Here is a 16,727-nt window from a genome sequence, read left to right as displayed (position 1 = left end):
TAAAGTGAGCGGGCAAAGTAGTATTAATGCAGCGTTTTGCCATACGGTGGCTGCGGGCTGTATTTCAGGCCAACTTCATTAAAACAACACAGCACCATAATCCGCACATGTTCCAGCACCAGATAATAGGCTTCTTCATTCTCATCTTTGCTGCCATCAGTTACGGTATGAATGTCAACCCGGGTCACTTCCGTCAGCTGATCCAGTGCTTCGCGTACATCTTCCGACACCAGCGATAAATCGGTTTGCTGCACGGCAAAACCGACTAGAAATGCCTGTGACCATTCAACCAGTGCCTCTAACCGCTCAAACAGCGCATCATCATCACTTGGCAGTAATACACTAAAAGAAAAGTCGCCCTGATTCAGGCTTTTCGCTGTGGCATTAACTAACAACTGCACCTGTTTTTCCAGGCCGACCGGCAAGGCCTGGCCATCGTTCAGAAAATCGTACAGTACCGGCAGCAGCGATTTAGCATCGGCTTTTACGCCGGCACTTAACATGCCGGCAATTAAACCATGCAGTTCAGCGGCGGAAGCCATAACGTGAGCTTGCTCCAGCTCAGAGCTCCAGCGGTCATAACTTTGAATAAGAGGGTCAGTCATAGGGTTGTCTTCACAAAATTACACGGCATTATCCTACCATTGCCGCAAGCCAACTGCCAGTAAGGTGCAGCTATCGGCGTCGCTGCTGGATATCTGCGCAACCAGTCAGCATTTGTTCGCCTGCCCCTTATAAGGTAGCAATTGTGCTGCTATACTCAAGGCGTTCTCTGGGTTGTTTGTAATGTTATTGACGTCCCTGAGCCGATAATTGTTTTATCCAGGAATTCTTCTGTGTGGCTTTTGTGCAGGCCCGGCTAGTACCGGGAAGCCTACGGCAACCATGAGTCTTCCGCCTTGAACCCTGGGTTCAAGGGCTTAAATAACTAACGGCAATCCGGAGAACCCTGTTTCCTGCTTGTTATTAGTATTTCAGCGTATTGGCAGCAAAGGTATTTTGATGGCACACCTGCAGCAAGCTGTTCCGCCAGCCAGCCCCCATTCCCGTCAGGCCTTACGCCAACAAGTGCGCCAATTTCGCCAGCAATTAACTGCAGCTGAGCAAACCAAAGCGGCAACCGAACTTGTCAGGCAAGTAACCAGCACTAACTGGTTACTGACAAAGCAACATTTCGCTCTTTATCTGGCCAACGACGCCGAGCTGAATACCGAACCGTTAATTCAGGCATTATGGCAAGCCGGTAAAAATGTCTACCTGCCGGTATTACACCCTTTTTGCCCTGGTTACCTGCTATTTTTACACTATGACAGCAGCAGCGTAATGCAAATAAACCGTTTTAATATTCCTGAGCCGCAGCTTAATTGTGCCAGGGTAATGCCGGTTGCGGCCTTAGATATTATTTTTACCCCGCTGGTAGCGTTTGATGCCACAGGCAACCGGCTGGGGATGGGCGGTGGCTTTTATGATCGCACTTTGGCGCAACTTCCCGCCGCCAGCCCCTGCCAGGTTATTGGCCTGGCGCACAACTGCCAGCAGGTAGCTGCCGTGCCCGCTGAAGCCTGGGATATTCCACTGCAGCAGGTAATAACCCCTGCTAAGTATTTTGACTTTCGCTGAGCACGTTCGACTTACAAAAAAAAGCAGGCCAGAAACCCGAACTGGTCATCACAGAGTGTCTGAGCCCTGCCGCAGGCACTAGGGCGAGTTGCTGTGATGAGCCAGGGCGGGTATTGTGGCCGGCGTTCAGTGCAATGAACCATCTGTTAAACTGTTTTGCAATTTTTCGACTTTTGCCCTTTTGTCTGACCATGCTTTCGATATAATATCCATCTGTACGGCTAAACGCTAAAAACCGCTGAATAAAAAGAGACCTGCCATGACCCAAGATGAAATGAAACGTCACGCTGCCTGGGCAGCACTGGAATTTATCAGCAAAGACAGCATTGTCGGCGTGGGTACCGGCTCTACTGTTAATCATTTTATCGATGCCCTGGCCAGCATTAAAGATGATATCCGAGGTGCAGTCTCAAGCTCTGAACAGTCAACTGCCAAACTTAAGCAACTGGGTATAGCGGTGCTTGATTTGAATGAGATCAGCGAACTTAGTATTTACATTGACGGCGCTGATGAAATTAACAGCCAGAAGCATATGATTAAAGGCGGTGGCGCCGCCCTGACCCGGGAAAAAATTGTGGCTGCCGTTGCCAACACCTTTGTCTGTATCGTCGATAGCACTAAGCAAGTCGAGGTACTTGGTCGCTTTCCACTGCCTATTGAAGTGATCCCGATGGCCAGCAGCTATGTCAGCCGTGAGTTGGAAAAACTGGGGGCAAGACCAGTATTGCGCCAGGGTGTAATTACCGACAATGGCAACCAGATCATCGATGCCCACGACTTACAAATTACTGATCCGCGGGCCCTGGAGCAACAACTGAACAATATTGTTGGGGTAGTGACCAACGGCTTGTTCGCCCGTCGTCCGGCCGACATTGTGTTGGTCGGCAGCACTACTGGCACCAGGATCATTAAATAAGCCGCTGCCCAGGCACCTGCTGATAAGTTTGCAGACACCCTATTTTAAATTAATGCAACGAGAGAACCATGGAAAAATATTCGCTGGCCAAAGATAAAATAAAAATTCTGCTGCTGGAAGGCTTGCACCAGAGTGCTGTCCAAACCTTTAAAAACCAGGGTTATACCAATATTGAGTATCTTAAAACCTCATTACCTGAAGATCAGCTAATCGAGAGGATCAGCGAAGCACATTTTGTCGGCATTCGCTCACGTACCCAGTTAACTGAGCGGGTACTGGACGCCGCGAATAAGTTAATGGCCATTGGTTGTTTTTGTATTGGTACTAATCAGGTTGATTTAGACGCGGCGTTAAAACGCGCTATCCCGGTATTTAATGCGCCATTCTCCAACACCCGCTCGGTAGCTGAATTAGTGTTGGGCCAGATCATTATGCTGTTGCGTGGTATTCCGCAGCGTAACGCGGCGGCCCATCGCGGTGAGTGGTTAAAAACCGCTGATAACTCTTATGAAGCCCGCGGTAAAACCCTGGGGATTATTGGTTATGGTCATATCGGCACTCAGCTGAGTATTATGGCCGAGCACATTGGTATGCGCGTTCAGTTTTACGATATCGAAAGTAAACTGGTTCTGGGTAATGCTAATCAGGTCGATTTAACCACCCTGCTTAGCACTTCAGATGTGATCAGTCTGCATGTGCCGGAAACGCCGCAAACTAAAAACATGATTGCCGAAGCGGAGCTGGCGCTGATGAAACAGGGCGCCATTTTAATTAACGCCTCGCGGGGCACCGTTGTGGATATTGAGGCATTAACTGCCAGCTTACAAAACAAAAAACTGGCGGGCGCCGCTATTGATGTATTCCCGGTGGAACCAAAGGGCAATGATGAAGAATTTATCTCGCCACTGCGGGCCTTTGATAATGTGCTATTAACACCGCATATCGGTGGCTCCACCCAGGAAGCACAGGAAAACATTGGCTATGAAGTCGCCGGCAAAATGGTGAAATACAGCGATAACGGCTCTACCTTATCTGCAGTTAACTTCCCGGAAGTATCATTACCTGAGCATAAAGGCCGTTCACGCCTGCTGCATATTCACAAAAACCAGCCTGGCATGATGACTAAAATTAACGAAACTTTTGCTAAGCATAATATCAATATCTCTGGCCAGTACTTACAAACAGTGCAGGATATCGGCTATGTGGTAATTGATGTTGATTCAGAAGATCATGAACTGGCATTAAACGAGTTAAAAGCTATCCCGGGTACCTTAAGGGCGCGGGTATTGCACTAATTTAACAGGCTGCCTGAATTAAAACGTATAAACGATGGATGCTGCAGTTTCGGTATCCATTGTTTTTAAATTGCCCTCCGGCCGCGAGTTATGGCGGGCTACCAAGCTGAAACGCATTGATAACTTGTCAAACAACTGAGATGTAATGCTGCTGCGACTGACAAAGGTTGAGTTAGCGCCATCCAGCGACACTGAGCCTTCAAAAGTCTGCCGGAAACTACTACCCTCGTATATTTTTTGCTCCAGGTTAAATGCCAGAAACCAGATTAAACCGGTATTAGTTACACCACTACTACTGCGCTGGTGAGCAAAACCAGGGCCTGTTTCCAGATCAATATAGTTGGTTTGCATTTCATACACCCGGTTTGCATAACCCACTGCCAGTGAACTCTGTACCCGGAACGCACCAAACTGATCATATAAATAAGCCCCGCGGCCAAACAAAGACTGCCGGCCGACTAAAAACTTATAATTGCTCTGGCCGGTAATGCCATACCGTTTGGCTGTGGTGACATCTTCGTTGTGTTGGGTTGCAGAATTAAATACTTTACTGCGTTGAATACGGCCATATAACTGATACTTGTTGCGAAAATACTCAAGTTCATGCAGTAACTCGCTGTTAATGCGAACAGAGTGCGCTTCGGTATTGCCGGTATTGACCAGCAAACCCAGCTCAATATCGCCGCCAATAGTACCAAGAAAATCTAACGGCAACTGAAAGGTTGGTGAATCGCCAACAGCCACGCCGTCACCATCCGAATTGCCGTCGGCACGCACCGGCAAGGTTGTCGCAAGAACGGTTGTCGCGAGAACGACAGCAAGCAGCAATATTCCAGTTAGCCGTTTCAACACTGTGTTAGCTTGCCTCAGCCCGTTTACTGATAAACTCCAACGCCAGCTCAATTCTGGCTAAGGTCCGTTCCCGGCCAACCAACAACAAGGTTTGATCAAGCGCAGGTGAGTTGCCTCCCCCGGTTACGGCTACCCGCATTGGCATACCCACTTTGCCCATCCCAAGCCCCAACTGTTCAGCGGCGGCATTGATTGCGTCGTGAATAGGCTGCAACTGCCAATCTGTCAGCTCAGCTAATTTTTGTTTTACTAACGCCAGAGGCTCAGCGGCGACCGGGCGTAAATGCTTTTTCGCTGCATTTTCTTCAAATTCACTGAAGTCTTCATAAAAATAGCGGCTGACTTCTACCAGTTCTTTTAAGGTTTTTACCCGCTCACCCTGTACCGCAATCACTGCCTCAATAGCCGGGCCTTTACTGGTATCCAGCTGTTGTTCAGTTAAATGCCATTGCAGCTCTGCAGCTACCCGCTCTGGCGGCAGCGTTTTAATGTAATGCTGATTTAACCACAGCAGTTTTTCGGTATTGAAAGCTGATGGCGCCCGGTTACAGTCGGCCAGGTCGAACAGCTCCACCAATTCGGCTTTGCTGAAAATCTCCTGATCGCCATGCGACCAGCCCAGCCGCACCAGATAGTTAATCAGTGCCTCTGGCAAAAAGCCATTATCACGATACTGCATTACGCCCACCGCGCCATGGCGTTTTGATAAGCGCTTACCGTCATCACCTAAAATCATCGGCACATGAGCATACTTAGGGATTTCTGCACCCAAGGCCGCCAGAATATTCATTTGCCGCGGGGTATTGTTAACATGATCATCGCCGCGGATCACATGGGTAATTCCCATTTTCCAGTCATCTACCACTACCGTCAGGTTGTAGGTCGGGGTGCCATCACTACGGGCAATAATTAAATCGTCCAACTCACTGTTGGCAATTTCAATCCGGCCTTTAATCATGTCATCAATAACCACTGTGCCTTGCTGTGGGTTTTTAAAACGAATAACAAAGGGTTTATCGACCGGGTGATCAGTACGTTCGCGCCACATACCGTTATATTTTGGTTTTTCGCCGGCAGCCATTTGCGCTTCGCGCATGGCGTCCACTTCTTCTGCGGTACAAAAGCATTTATAAGCCTTACCATCGGCCAATAGCTGTGCCACCACTTCTTTGTATAAATCAAAGCGTTGAGTCTGGTAGTAAGGGCCCTCATCATGCTCTAAGCCCAACCAGTGCATACCTTCCAAGATAGCATCGACTGAGTCCTGATTTGAGCGCTCTAAATCGGTATCTTCAATCCGCAGAATAAACTTACCGCCGCGCTTTTTAGCATAAAGCCAGCTGTATAATGCGGTACGGGCACCGCCAACATGCAAATATCCGGTAGGGCTTGGCGCAAAACGGGTAACTAACGACATAATTAATCCAAAGTGGCAGAATACTAAGTTGGCGTCATTGTAACAATGCTGACGTCATGATGCACCACCTGCGCGCCGGCATTCAGCCGGCATTTCTGCCAAAAAGTTGCTGATGTTTACTTTTGCAGCAATCGAACCGCTTTTTAAAAAATAAAGTTGACAGTAAATTCATGCTCCCTATAATGAGCGCCATCAAACAGCGTGGATTGTTAGCTCAGCTGGGAGAGCACCGCCCTTACAAGGCGGGGGTCACTGGTTCGAACCCAGTACAATCCACCAAATTTTGAGGTCTTATCATGGAGAGCACCGCCCGCTCTTTACGACGAGACGGTGATAACTGGCTCAAGCCAGTACAATCCACCAATTTGATTTAAAAAATACAGTATATCTCCCGTGGATTGTTAGCTCAGCTGGGAGAGCACCGCCCTTACAAGGCGGGGGTCACTGGTTCGAACCCAGTACAATCCACCACTTTCTTAGCAATTATTTCTTTTGTTCTTGTTGTTTCTTTTGCTGCGCCTGAACAATCCGCCGCATAATATCTTTCCATGACACTATGCCAATTAATCGTTTTTGAGCATCAACTACCAGCAAACAGCTGATATTGCGCTCCACCAGAATACTTGCTGCCTGCAAAATACCAGTATCTGCAGGCACGCTGAACACTGGCGACGACATCACCTGAGCGACCTTACGCTTTTGCATATACAATTCGATAGTGCTTTGTGAGGCCGTGTCTATCACCGAACTTACCGCTTTAAAATAATCTTTTACCGACACAATGCCTATCGGCTGCTGCATGCTGTTAACCACCGGCACATGCTGAAATTTTGAATCAGTAAATAAAGTTCGCAAGCTTGCTAAGGTCGCGTCCTCCGTTGTCACTTGTACTTTTCTGGTCATAATTGACGCTAACGCCATAGTTTGTACCTGTTATTTTGTAAAGATAATTACACTGTAGCGCAAAACACCAAAAAACGCCCTGCAACAGGGCGTTATCAATGATTGTTAGCTGAGCTAAAAATTTAAACCAGCTGTTTTACCAGGGCTGCTGCCACCGCATGCGCACTGCCCGGATTCTGGCCAGTAATAACTCTGTTGTCTTCAACAATCAGTTCAGCCCAGGGTTGCCCTTTGCGATATTGCCTGGCTAGCCGGGTTAACGACTCTTCCAGCAAAAACGGAACCTTGTCGATAGTACCGTAATCCACCTCTTCTTCCCGGGTAAAGCCAGTTACTACTATATTTTGAAGCAGCTTGTTGCCATTACTCAGCGTAACAGGCAGTAAACCTGCAGGTCCATGGCATACTGCAGCCAGTAAGCCACCGTTTTCATAATGTTTGGCGCTTAACTTTGCTACCGTTTCATTAATTGCCAGATCCGATAACAAACCAAAACCACCCGGATAAAAAATAGCATCATAATCATCGACATTAATTTTCGACGCCACCAGAGTATTATTAATCCTTTTCTGAAACTCATCATTGGCCAGAATTCTTGCATTCACTTCATCATCGTCAATGTCAGTGCCATACAAAGGTGCTTTGCCACCGTTAATCGATACCAGATCATAATAAATATCGGCTTTGAGAAACACATCCAGCGCGTGAGTAAGTTCAGGAGCAAAAGTGCCGTTGGCTTCATCGGTATCACCCAACGTGGCATGGTTAGTTACAAATATCAGTACTTTTTTCATTAATCCTCCTTTAACTCATTATAGTACCCAATATTGGATATTATCTTTTCAGTTATGACTTAGGCTAAGTAGTAGCCCTAGCAGGTACGATTGGATCATCGCTAACAAGTTCATGTTGATTTGGATATCCCGGTATTTAAACCAATTACCTTATCCAACTGTTCTACTGTTGCTAAAGCCAAAACTTGCTATAGTAAGCAAAGTTACTAATTCCCGGTTGGAACCCTTTACTGCATGAACACTGCACCGCGCCGCGATGAACGTATTCTGGTGATAGACGACCAAAGTTTGGCTCAGGGCTTTTTACGCTTTGCCCTGGAGCAGCTGGGTTATCAGAATATTTTTCTGGCTGAACGGGCTAATGTGGCACTAAATCTTTGCCGGGAAAATCAGTTCGACTTAATTATCTGTGCCCACAACCAGCAACAAGGCAAAGATGGCTTTCAGTTGTATGAAGAAATTAAAGCCAAAGGCCTGCAGCAGCTAAGCTGTGCCATTATTTTTATCAGTGCTGAAACTGACCCTTCACTGGTACATAGCGTTATTGAACTGCAACCCGACGAATTTCTGGCCAAGCCTTTTGTGATCAAGGATTTGCAGCTGAGAATAGAACGGGTATTACGCCGTAAACAGCAGTTGCGTGAGGTGTATCAGGCATTGGATGCCAAGGACGATCAGAAAGCCCTGGCAGCAATTGATCGGCAACTGGCCGATGCCCGGCAGCATAAGTTGTTTCCACTTTTATTACGTTTAAAAGGTGATGTGCTGTTAAACCAGGGCAGCTACAGCGTAGCAGGGAAGTTTTTCAGTGCCATGCTCAACATCCAGCCCTTCAGCTGGGCCCGGATGGGCCTGGTACGCTGCCATTTAGCCCAGGGCAAGGAGCAGCAAGCATTTACTGAGCTGGAGGCCTTGCTGGAGCGCTCGGAGAGCCGCTTGTTTGCGTTGGATTTACTGGCCGAGCTGGAGTTTAAGCAACAACATTACCAGCAAGCACAGCAACATTTACTGGAGGCCGCGGACCTGGCGCCACGTAATATGTTTCGTCAGCAGAAATTACTACAGCTTTCCCGCATTAATCACGATTATGAAAACCAGTACCGGGCGGCCCGTGATATGGTGAAATACGCCCGTTACTCGATGTATGAGCAACCTGATTTATATTTAACGCTGGCCCGGGCCAGTATTGATTACGCCCTGAGTATTGATGATGAAGAGCAAAGCAGCCGCTTAAACCGCCAGGCGACGGTATCATTAAGCACCATGCAGCGCCAGTATACCAACGGCGCCTATAGTGCGCTGGAAAGCCAGCAACAGGTGCTGCAGGCCAGGTTACTGTATTTGCAGGATCATAAAGACAAAGCTCAGGCTATGCTTAGCGCGTTAGCACCGTTACAAAAAATAGAGTCGGTTGAAGGCGCGCTGGATCGGGCTAAAGCATTGCATGAAGTCGGCTTAAGCCAGGCCTCAGCCGAATTGTTCAGCCAGATCAGCGACCACTGCCAGCGGCAACTGGCCGACCCATTATTTAATGCCTATTTGCAACAGGAGCGGCAAGAGCGGTTAGCAATGCAGCTTGGCCCGCGTGAGCTGAACAATAATGCGGTTAACCTGTACAAACATGGCAACTGGCAGCAAGCCTTCGACGCCTTTAAACTAGCCTGGAAAGTGATGCCGAAAAATGCCGGCATCGCCCTGAATTTATGGCAAACCCTGTTAACCAGCCCGCGGCCACTTTGCGCGCCGTCCAACAAACAACAGTTGCTGGATCAATGCCAGCAACTTATCGAAGCCAGTAATTTAAAACCTGAGCAATTGCAGCGCTTTCAGCAACTTAAACAAAAACACTTAAATCAGCCGGCTTAAGCAGCTTTAGTGCTTTTTTTAGCCGGCTCCGGCTCCGGCCATTCTTTAAAAATCAATGGCAAACTTTTGCTGAATACCAGCCAGAACATAGCCAGCACTAATAATAGCGGCGCGATTAATCGCCAGGGCGCATCCAGAATAACATCGCCGTCCAGGCCACTGACACTATGCGCAAAATCCGCTATTGTCACCAGCCACAGCAGCCACAACCCCGGGCGCCACAAGTAATACCAGAATCGATGTCCTTTTGGCCGGCGCTGACTGAGTGCTGCCACCAATAACAATAGCGGCAGAGCGATCAGGCAGGCGACTAAAAAATCATGTTGCCGCGGATAAAACTGCTCCAGCAGACTGTGTTGTGAGCGCATCATACTCAGCTCAGCTACCCAGCAAATATAGGGCCTCAGCAAGAGTAACAGCAAGCCATAAAAGCGCAGCGGGATCTGCAACAGGCCGTTACTGTCAAGCAATGGCCAGTGCTGCGGCGCGCTCATCAGGCCACTCCGTTACTGCTAAACAAATCCAGCATTTGCTGTTCCGTCCACACCGGCACGTTAAGTTCATTAGCTTTAGCCAGTTTTGAACCGGCATTGTCACCCGCTATTACGGCATGGGTTTTTACCGATACCGAGCCGGATACCTTAGCACCCAGTTGCTGCAGACGGGCCTTAGCATCATCCCGTCCCATGCTGCTGAGCGTGCCGGTTAACACTACCGTCTGGCCTGCCAGCGGCTGAGCAGATGCCTGCTGCACCGTAATATCCGGCCAGTTAATGCCTACCTGCTGCAGGTCGGCAATTACCTGCTGGTTATGCGGCTCAGCAAAAAAGCTTTGCAGGTGCTCTGCCACAACCTTGCCCACGTCGTTTACTGCCAGTAATTGTTCCAGGCTGGCGTTCAGTATTGCCGGCAGATTACCAAAGTGCTGGGCCAGATTAAGGGCGGTTGCCTCACCTACCTCGCGAATACCAAGGGCATAAATAAAGCGCGGCAAGCTGGTCTGACGCGACGCTTTAATCGCGTTTAACAGCTTTAAGGCAGACTTCTCTGCCATCCGCTCCAGAGCAATTAACGCCGGCATATCCAGCTTATAAATATCGGCCGGGGTTTTAATCAGTTGTTGATCGACCAGCTGTTCTACCAGCTTATCGCCCAGGCCATCAATGTCGATCGCTTTGCGGCTGACAAAATGTTTAATTGACTCTTTTAACTGCGCCGGACAAAACAAACCACCGCTGCAGCGGGCCACCGCCTCACCACTAACCCGCTCTACTGCTGAGCCACATACCGGGCATTCGTCAGGGAATAAAATATCCCGGGCGTCCAACGGCCGACGCTCTGCTAATACCGCTACAATTTGCGGGATAACATCGCCCGCCCGGCGCACCGTTACCGTGTCTCCCACCATAATGCCCAGCCGGTTAATTTCATCCTGGTTGTGTAAGGTGGCATTACTGACAGTCACCCCACCCACGACAACCGGTGCCAGGCGCGCTACCGGGGTAATAGCACCGGTGCGGCCGACCTGAAATTCGACATCCAGCAAAGTAGTTAGCTGCTCCTGCGCCGGAAATTTAAAAGCAATGGCCCAGCGCGGCGCCCGCGCCACAAAACCCAGCGCCTGCTGCTGAGCCAGTGACGCTACTTTAATCACTACGCCGTCAATCTCATAAGGCAGCTGGCTCCGCTTCTCACCAATTTGCCGATAATAAGCCAGTGCAGCTTCACTGCCGCTAACCAGTTGTACTTCCGGACAGACCGGTAAACCCCAGTTTTTCAACTGCATCAGCCGCTGGTAATGGCTTTGCTCATCCAGCCGCTCATAACTGTCACTAACGGCACCAATACCGTAGGCATAAAACATCAGCGGCCGGGCGGCAGTAATTTTCGGATCCAGCTGGCGCAGACTGCCGGCTGCGGCATTGCGGGGGTTAGCAAATATTTTGTCACCGGCTAACCGCGCTTTATCGTTCATCGCCTGAAAACCGGCCAGCGGCATAAACACTTCGCCGCGCACTTCCAGTACCTCTGGCACCGCGCCGGTTAACTGCAGCGGCACCGCCCGGATCGTTTTCACATTGCCGGTAATATCTTCGCCGGTAAAACCATCGCCCCGGGTCGCGGCCTGCACCAGTAAACCGTTTTCATAACGAATCGCTACAGCCAGACCGTCAAGCTTTGGCTCACAGCAAAACGCAAACTCGTCATTGCTGTCGATCCGCTCGGCTATCCGCTTGCTGAAGGCTATAAAGTCGGCATCGTCAAAGGCATTGTCCAGGGACAGCATTGGCACGCTATGGCTAACCTGGCTGAATTTGGCTAAAGGCGCAGCGCCAACCCGCTGGCTGGGAGAGTCAGCAGTAATCAGCTCTGGATAAGCGTGTTCTAAGCTAACTAACTGTTGAAACAACCGGTCATATTCGGCATCCGGCACACTGGGATCATCCAGCACATAGTACTGATAATTGTACTGTTGTAATTGCTGACGCAGTTGCTGCAACTGAGCTGCGATATTATTGTTATCTGAAGTTGTCATAGCGCTTATTCTGTCAGGGTTTTAAAGAATACATTTTCGGGAACAAAAACGGCAGGGAGAGCCCTGCCGTACTTGATAAATAGCACCGGCTAGCCATGGATCAGCTGCTGGCGCTGAAATTCACGAATTTTATCCACGTAGTGCCGAACGGTTTGTACAGTTAATACGCTGCGCTGGCCATCCAGAACCTGGCCACCGAATTCCTCGGCCAGTTTTTTGGCCGCATTGTGCATTAGATTAAAATTCTGCAGCGGCTCACCAGGTCCGGGTAAGGTCATAAACAAACTTAAACCGCGGGTACTGATTTTATCTATCTGTTCTAAATCAAAGGTGCCGGGGTTAAACATGTTGGCCAGGCTGAATAACACTTCGCCGCCGCCGGCACTATCAAGATGACGGTGGAATATATCCATATCACCATATTTAAAGCCCAGTGGTAATAAAGCTGACAGTAAATCAGGGCCTCTGATATCACGCCCTTCCGGCAGCAACACGTACAAAATTAACACCTCAGATGGCTGGTGCGCTGATTTTTGCTTTGGCTCTGCATCAGCAGCATTCGCCCGCCGTTCCTCGCTGGTATAGGATTCTGAGCGGGCGTTGCTTTCAAAGTTCAGACTGCGTGGGCTTTCATTATCCTCAAGCGCAGCATCACCAAGCGCATTAAAATTTATCGCTGGTTCGGTTTTATCTTCCGCCGCTCCGAAGTCAAACTCTGGCTGTTGCTTAACCTGTTCGCTGGCCTGGCTGCTATTTTTAGCCTGACTCAGCGACTGCGAATGCGCCGCAGCTGGATTGATTTTGGGTTCAGTGCGCCCGGCACCAGCACTGCGTGATTTAATGACCCGCACCGGGCCCACGCCTAAGTCATCAAAACCCTCGGTCTGCTCTGGCTCTGCCGGTGGCGTGGTATCCGGATGATAGCGATGACCAGCCTGGCGGTTATTTTTCCGTACCGTCCACAGCCCATGAATAAACAGACCGCCTAACACCAGCGCCCCTAAAATAATTAATACTAATCTTAACTCACTAGCCATAGTTGTACCTTATTATGTTATCAGGCTACTGCCAGCTTGACAGCATCATCCACATCCACAGCCACTACCCGCGATACCCCAGGCTCTTGCATGGTTACGCCCATCAGCTGTGCTGCCATCTCCATGGCAATTTTATTGTGGCTAATATATATAAACTGCACCGTTTCTGACATTTCCCGTACCAGGTTACAAAACCGGCCCACGTTTGCATCGTCCAGCGGTGCATCTACTTCATCCAGCATACAAAACGGTGCTGGATTCAGTCTGAATATTGAAAACACCAATGATAAGGCCGTTAGCGCTTTTTCACCACCCGATAATAAATGAATTGTACTGTTTTTTTTGCCCGGTGGTCTGGCCATGATAGTAACACCGGTTTCCAGTAAATCATCTTCGGTAAGGTCCAGATAAGCACTGCCTCCGCCAAATACCTTGGGGAACAGACCCTTCAACCCTTCGTTTACCTGCTCAAAGGTGTCTTTAAACTTCTGCCGGGTTTCCTTATCAATTTTGCGCATAGCAGTTTCCAGAGTTTCCAGAGCCGAGGTTAGATCATCGTGCTGGCTGTCCAGATAGCGCTTACGCTCTGCCTGTTGTTCATACTCATCAATAGCCGCCAGGTTAATCGCCCCTAACCGGTTTACTGCTTCTACTGTTTTATCCAGTTGTTGCTGCCACTGGCTTTCAACTGCATCAGCCGCCAATTGCGGCAAGACGTCTTTAATATTGACCTGCTGTTCACGCAGCAGTTCCAGCATATTGTTCGCCCGGATCCGACAGCCCTCTGCATCAAGCCGCAGCGACTCAATCTGCTGCCGTTTCTGGTTAAGCTGCTGCATAATGCCCTGCTGACCTTGCTCCAGCTCACGCATCTGTTGCTCTAAACCCGCCAGCAAATCGGTGGCGGCTACCATGGCCTGCTCGGCATCTTCTCGGTTTAACAACGCTTCCTGCAACTGTTCCTGCAACAAAATTTCCGGTTCATTATTGTCATCAAGCTGCTGTTCTAAGCTGGCTATCTGCTCACGTAGCTGGCTTAATTGCAGCTCTGCCCGGCTCAGGTTCTGGGCAAGGCTCTGCTGTTGCCGCTCAGCCAGAGTTAACTGGGTTTGTAATTGCCGGCACTGCTCTTTCTGCTGTTCAAAACGCTGACTGCTCTGCTGCAGCGCCAGCTGTGCCTGTTGCTGCGCCTGCTGCAACGCGTGCTCCGCATCAGCATGCTCAGCCAGCGTATCCTCAGCATGTAGCTGTCGCTCGGCTAACACTGCCAGTTCGGTTTCCAGTTCAAGAAGACGGCTGTTAAGTTGCTGACATTCTGCTGCCAGCTGCAATTGTTGCTGCTGCGCCATTTGGGCAGCCTGAGCCTGTAACTGCCGCTCAGTATCTGTTTGGTGCAACTGTTGGCGTAACCCGGCAAGTATCTGCTGTTGCTCTGTTAATGCCTGGCGCGCTTCACTGTCAGCTTGCTGTGCTGCGCCTGACTGCTCACTTAATAAATCCTGTTCATTGCTCAATTCAGTTAGTTCAGTGGCAATCGCGCTCAACCTCTCACGGCGCAGCAAGCTGGAGTCGGTGCTGTCGCTATTGCTGCTATGGCCCCAGTTCTGGCCCAGCCAATGGCCCTCAGCGGTGATCACCGACTGGCCAGGATCAAGCTTAGTGGCAATAGCGCGGGCCATGGCCAGATTGTCGGCGAGCTGAATTGTCTGAAAATAATCAGGGTAGCAGCCGTCGCTAATCACACTGGCCAGGGTGCCGGATATTGCTTGCCGGCTTAGTGCTTGCGGGCTTAGCGCACTAACATAACAAAAGCTATCCAGCCCAGCGGCATCAGCGCTTAAGCCGGCATGCTGCAAGGCGCCAAGCGCAGCGGCTACTGCACCAGCCCAGCCTGGCTGCACAACTAACTGTGCCTGTAACACCTGCTGGTTTTGCTGCTGGCGGGCATCAAGTGCCGCCAGCCGCTGTTGCTCCTGGCTTAAAATCTGTTGCCGGGTTGCGATGGCCGCCAACTGCTGCTTGAGTGCAGCGCTCTGGCTTGCCATCTGCTCTGCCGCTAACCGGGCCCGCTCAACGTGCTGCATAGCGGCCTCGCTGGCAGCAGTTAATTGCTGCTGCCGGGCGGTAATGGCTTCAATGCTCTGCTCAGGTTGCAGCTGTTGCAACTGCTCTGATTGTTGCTGGCGCTGCATTAACTGGTTCTGGTACTGGCCGGCCTGATTACTGGCGTTTTGCCATGCTAACTGTGCCTGCTGCTGCTGTTGGCGCAGATTAAAATGCTGTTGTTGCCACTGTTGCCACTGCTGTTGTTGCTCAGTGAGATAAGCCTGCGCCTGCTCAAGTTGTTGCTCAAGCTCAGTCAGTTGCTCTTCGCTCAGCGCTAACTCCGGGCTGTGCTGCTGTTGCTCGCTAATCAGCTCAGCCAGTTGTTGCTGCTCGCTACTGATAAATTGCTCGCTGTCTGCCAGGGCCTGTTGTTTTTGCTGCAGCTGGCCGCTAAGGATCTGCTGCTGCTGGCGCTGATGCAAAATTTGTTGCTCCAGCCGGCTGATGGTATTGCCCAGCTGATAAAAACGGCTTTGCTGCTGTTCAGCTTGCTGCCGGGCATCGCTGGTTTGCTCTTTTAGCTCCACCAATATCCGCTGCTCGCCCTGCATCCCAGCCTGGTATTTTTCCAGCTCAGTTTCCTGTGTCGCCAGCTGCTGCTCCAGCTCTGTTAACTGATTATTAAAGCGCAGCCATTTTAAGGTGGTAAGCTCCGCTTTAAGTTTGCGCTCCTGTGCTTTGAGTTCTTTATAACGCTGGGCGGTGCTGGCCTGGCGTTTTAATTTGTCGATATTTTTCGCCAGTTCTTCGCGCACATCGGCCAGCCGGTCCAGGTTCTCCCGGGTATGTTTAATCCGGTTTTCGGTTTCCCGCCGCCGTTCTTTATATTTGGAAATACCGGCAGCTTCTTCAATGAATACCCGTAATTCCTGCGGCTTGGATTCTATCAGCCGCGAGATCATGCCCTGCTCAATAATGGCGTAGCTGCGTGGCCCCAGGCCAGTGCCAAGAAAAATATCGGTGATATCACGCCGGCGGCATTTGCTGCCATTCAAAAAGTAACTGGATTGCGCTTCGCGGGTAACCAGCCTTTTAATGGAAATTTCACTGCGGTCGGCCATATTGCCGCTAAGCCGGCCCTGGGTATTTTCAAACACCAATTCAACCGAGGCCTGAGATACCGGCTTGCGCTGGCCTGAGCCATTAAAAATAACATCGGTCATGGCGTCGCCACGCAGGTTTTTTGCCGAACTCTCACCCAGCACCCAGCGCACTGCGTCAATCACATTAGATTTACCGCAGCCGTTCGGGCCGACTACGGCCGTCATCTGTTCAGGAAAAGGTACCTGAGTTGGGTCAACGAAGGACTTAAAGCCCGCCAGTTTAATGTGTTTTAAGCGCATTTGTGCCCGGCATTATTATTGTTGTTAGAATGCGTTGTTACT

13 protein-coding genes, 2 tRNA genes and 1 other RNA gene are annotated in these 16,727 nt (G+C 50.0%); 7 read left to right on the top strand and 9 right to left on the bottom strand.

The features are described 5' to 3' along the window. Positions 1-23: 23 nt before the first annotated feature. Positions 24-605: a UPF0149 family protein gene (locus H141_RS0106665; protein WP_019675473.1), complete on the bottom strand. Its 582-nt coding sequence runs from the start codon at positions 603-605 to the stop codon at positions 24-26. A 161-nt stretch (positions 606-766) separates the two neighbouring features. Here H141_RS0106665 and ssrS point away from each other — a divergent pair. The 4 genes from ssrS (at position 767) to serA (ending at position 3,831) form a co-directional block, all read left to right on the top strand. Next, positions 767-950: non-coding RNA, 6S RNA (ssrS, locus tag H141_RS21105), on the top strand. Positions 951-1,002: 52 nt separating this feature from the next. Next, complete coding sequence (locus H141_RS0106660) at positions 1,003-1,620, top strand: 5-formyltetrahydrofolate cyclo-ligase (protein ID WP_051090383.1); 618 nt, start codon at positions 1,003-1,005, stop codon at positions 1,618-1,620. Positions 1,621-1,879: 259 nt separating this feature from the next. Continuing rightward, on the top strand, positions 1,880-2,536 hold the full coding sequence (gene rpiA, locus H141_RS0106655) for a ribose-5-phosphate isomerase RpiA (protein WP_019675471.1): 657 nt from the start codon (positions 1,880-1,882) through the stop codon (positions 2,534-2,536). 68 nt (positions 2,537-2,604) lie between these two features. Next, the gene (gene serA, locus H141_RS0106650; RefSeq protein ID WP_019675470.1) at positions 2,605-3,831 is read left to right on the top strand and encodes a phosphoglycerate dehydrogenase; all 1,227 of its coding nucleotides are present in this window, start codon (positions 2,605-2,607) and stop codon (positions 3,829-3,831) included. Between the two features lie 18 nt (positions 3,832-3,849). Here the strand turns inward: serA and H141_RS0106645 are convergent, their stop codons facing one another. Both H141_RS0106645 and gltX read right to left on the bottom strand, forming a co-directional pair. Beyond that, positions 3,850-4,680, bottom strand: a complete 831-nt coding sequence (locus H141_RS0106645) for a DUF481 domain-containing protein (protein ID WP_240473103.1) — start codon at positions 4,678-4,680, stop codon at positions 3,850-3,852. A gap of 7 nt (positions 4,681-4,687) precedes the next feature. Then, complete coding sequence (gene gltX / locus H141_RS0106640; protein ID WP_019675468.1) at positions 4,688-6,100, bottom strand: glutamate--tRNA ligase; 1,413 nt, start codon at positions 6,098-6,100, stop codon at positions 4,688-4,690. Positions 6,101-6,303: 203 nt separating this feature from the next. Here gltX and H141_RS0106630 point away from each other — a divergent pair. After that, positions 6,304-6,379 (top strand) — tRNA-Val (locus H141_RS0106630). A 116-nt stretch (positions 6,380-6,495) separates the two neighbouring features. Beyond that, a tRNA-Val gene (locus H141_RS0106625) sits at positions 6,496-6,571 on the top strand. 12 nt (positions 6,572-6,583) lie between these two features. On the opposite strand, the gene H141_RS0106620 is transcribed toward H141_RS0106625, so the two are convergent. Then, entirely contained in the window at positions 6,584-7,021 is a 438-nt protein-coding gene (locus H141_RS0106620; RefSeq protein ID WP_019675466.1) for a CBS domain-containing protein, read from the bottom strand. Between the two features lie 104 nt (positions 7,022-7,125). After that, positions 7,126-7,797, bottom strand: coding sequence for a type 1 glutamine amidotransferase domain-containing protein (locus tag H141_RS0106615; protein ID WP_019675465.1), 672 nt, complete (start codon positions 7,795-7,797; stop codon positions 7,126-7,128). A 234-nt stretch (positions 7,798-8,031) separates the two neighbouring features. On the opposite strand from H141_RS0106615, the gene H141_RS0106610 reads away from it, so the two are divergent. Then, positions 8,032-9,663, top strand: a complete 1,632-nt coding sequence (locus H141_RS0106610; protein ID WP_019675464.1) for a response regulator — start codon at positions 8,032-8,034, stop codon at positions 9,661-9,663. Here the strand turns inward: H141_RS0106610 and H141_RS0106605 are convergent. The 4 genes from H141_RS0106605 to smc form a co-directional block, all read right to left on the bottom strand. Then, complete coding sequence (locus tag H141_RS0106605; protein ID WP_019675463.1) at positions 9,660-10,157, bottom strand: DUF2919 family protein; 498 nt, start codon at positions 10,155-10,157, stop codon at positions 9,660-9,662. The genes H141_RS0106610 and H141_RS0106605 overlap by 4 nt on opposite strands. Then, on the bottom strand, positions 10,157-12,199 hold the full coding sequence (gene ligA / locus H141_RS0106600; protein ID WP_019675462.1) for an NAD-dependent DNA ligase LigA: 2,043 nt from the start codon (positions 12,197-12,199) through the stop codon (positions 10,157-10,159). The genes H141_RS0106605 and ligA overlap by 1 nt, the downstream gene beginning before the upstream one ends. Positions 12,200-12,288: 89 nt before the next feature. Beyond that, positions 12,289-13,236 carry a cell division protein ZipA gene (gene zipA, locus H141_RS0106595; protein WP_019675461.1) on the bottom strand — a complete coding sequence of 316 codons (948 nt, stop codon included), beginning with the start codon at positions 13,234-13,236 and terminating at the stop codon, positions 12,289-12,291. A 20-nt stretch (positions 13,237-13,256) separates the two neighbouring features. After that, positions 13,257-16,685, bottom strand: a complete 3,429-nt coding sequence (smc, locus tag H141_RS0106590; protein WP_019675460.1) for a chromosome segregation protein SMC — start codon at positions 16,683-16,685, stop codon at positions 13,257-13,259. Positions 16,686-16,727: the final 42 nt, after the last annotated feature.

Source organism: Arsukibacterium perlucidum DSM 18276, assembly GCF_000382165.1.
GTDB classification, from domain to species: Bacteria; Pseudomonadota; Gammaproteobacteria; order Enterobacterales; family Alteromonadaceae; genus Alishewanella; species Alishewanella perlucidum.
The sequence above is the reverse complement of the archived record's forward strand: the minus strand, read 5'-3'. Positions and strand labels throughout refer to the sequence as shown.

What these genes read in the sequence shown, in the direction of transcription:
- H141_RS0106665 (WP_019675473.1), bottom strand. Translation starts at nt 605, where the DNA reads ATGACTGACCCTCTTATTCAAAGTTATGACCGCTGGAGCTCTGAGCTG.
- H141_RS0106660 (WP_051090383.1), top strand. Translation starts at nt 1,003, where the DNA reads ATGGCACACCTGCAGCAAGCTGTTCCGCCAGCCAGCCCCCATTCCCGT.
- rpiA (WP_019675471.1), top strand. Translation starts at nt 1,880, where the DNA reads ATGACCCAAGATGAAATGAAACGTCACGCTGCCTGGGCAGCACTGGAA.
- serA (WP_019675470.1), top strand. Translation starts at nt 2,605, where the DNA reads ATGGAAAAATATTCGCTGGCCAAAGATAAAATAAAAATTCTGCTGCTG.
- gltX (WP_019675468.1), bottom strand. Translation starts at nt 6,100, where the DNA reads ATGTCGTTAGTTACCCGTTTTGCGCCAAGCCCTACCGGATATTTGCAT.
- H141_RS0106620 (WP_019675466.1), bottom strand. Translation starts at nt 7,021, where the DNA reads ATGGCGTTAGCGTCAATTATGACCAGAAAAGTACAAGTGACAACGGAG.
- H141_RS0106615 (WP_019675465.1), bottom strand. Translation starts at nt 7,797, where the DNA reads ATGAAAAAAGTACTGATATTTGTAACTAACCATGCCACGTTGGGTGAT.
- H141_RS0106610 (WP_019675464.1), top strand. Translation starts at nt 8,032, where the DNA reads ATGAACACTGCACCGCGCCGCGATGAACGTATTCTGGTGATAGACGAC.
- H141_RS0106605 (WP_019675463.1), bottom strand. Translation starts at nt 10,157, where the DNA reads ATGAGCGCGCCGCAGCACTGGCCATTGCTTGACAGTAACGGCCTGTTG.
- ligA (WP_019675462.1), bottom strand. Translation starts at nt 12,199, where the DNA reads ATGACAACTTCAGATAACAATAATATCGCAGCTCAGTTGCAGCAACTG.
- zipA (WP_019675461.1), bottom strand. Translation starts at nt 13,236, where the DNA reads ATGGCTAGTGAGTTAAGATTAGTATTAATTATTTTAGGGGCGCTGGTG.
- smc (WP_019675460.1), bottom strand. Translation starts at nt 16,685, where the DNA reads ATGCGCTTAAAACACATTAAACTGGCGGGCTTTAAGTCCTTCGTTGAC.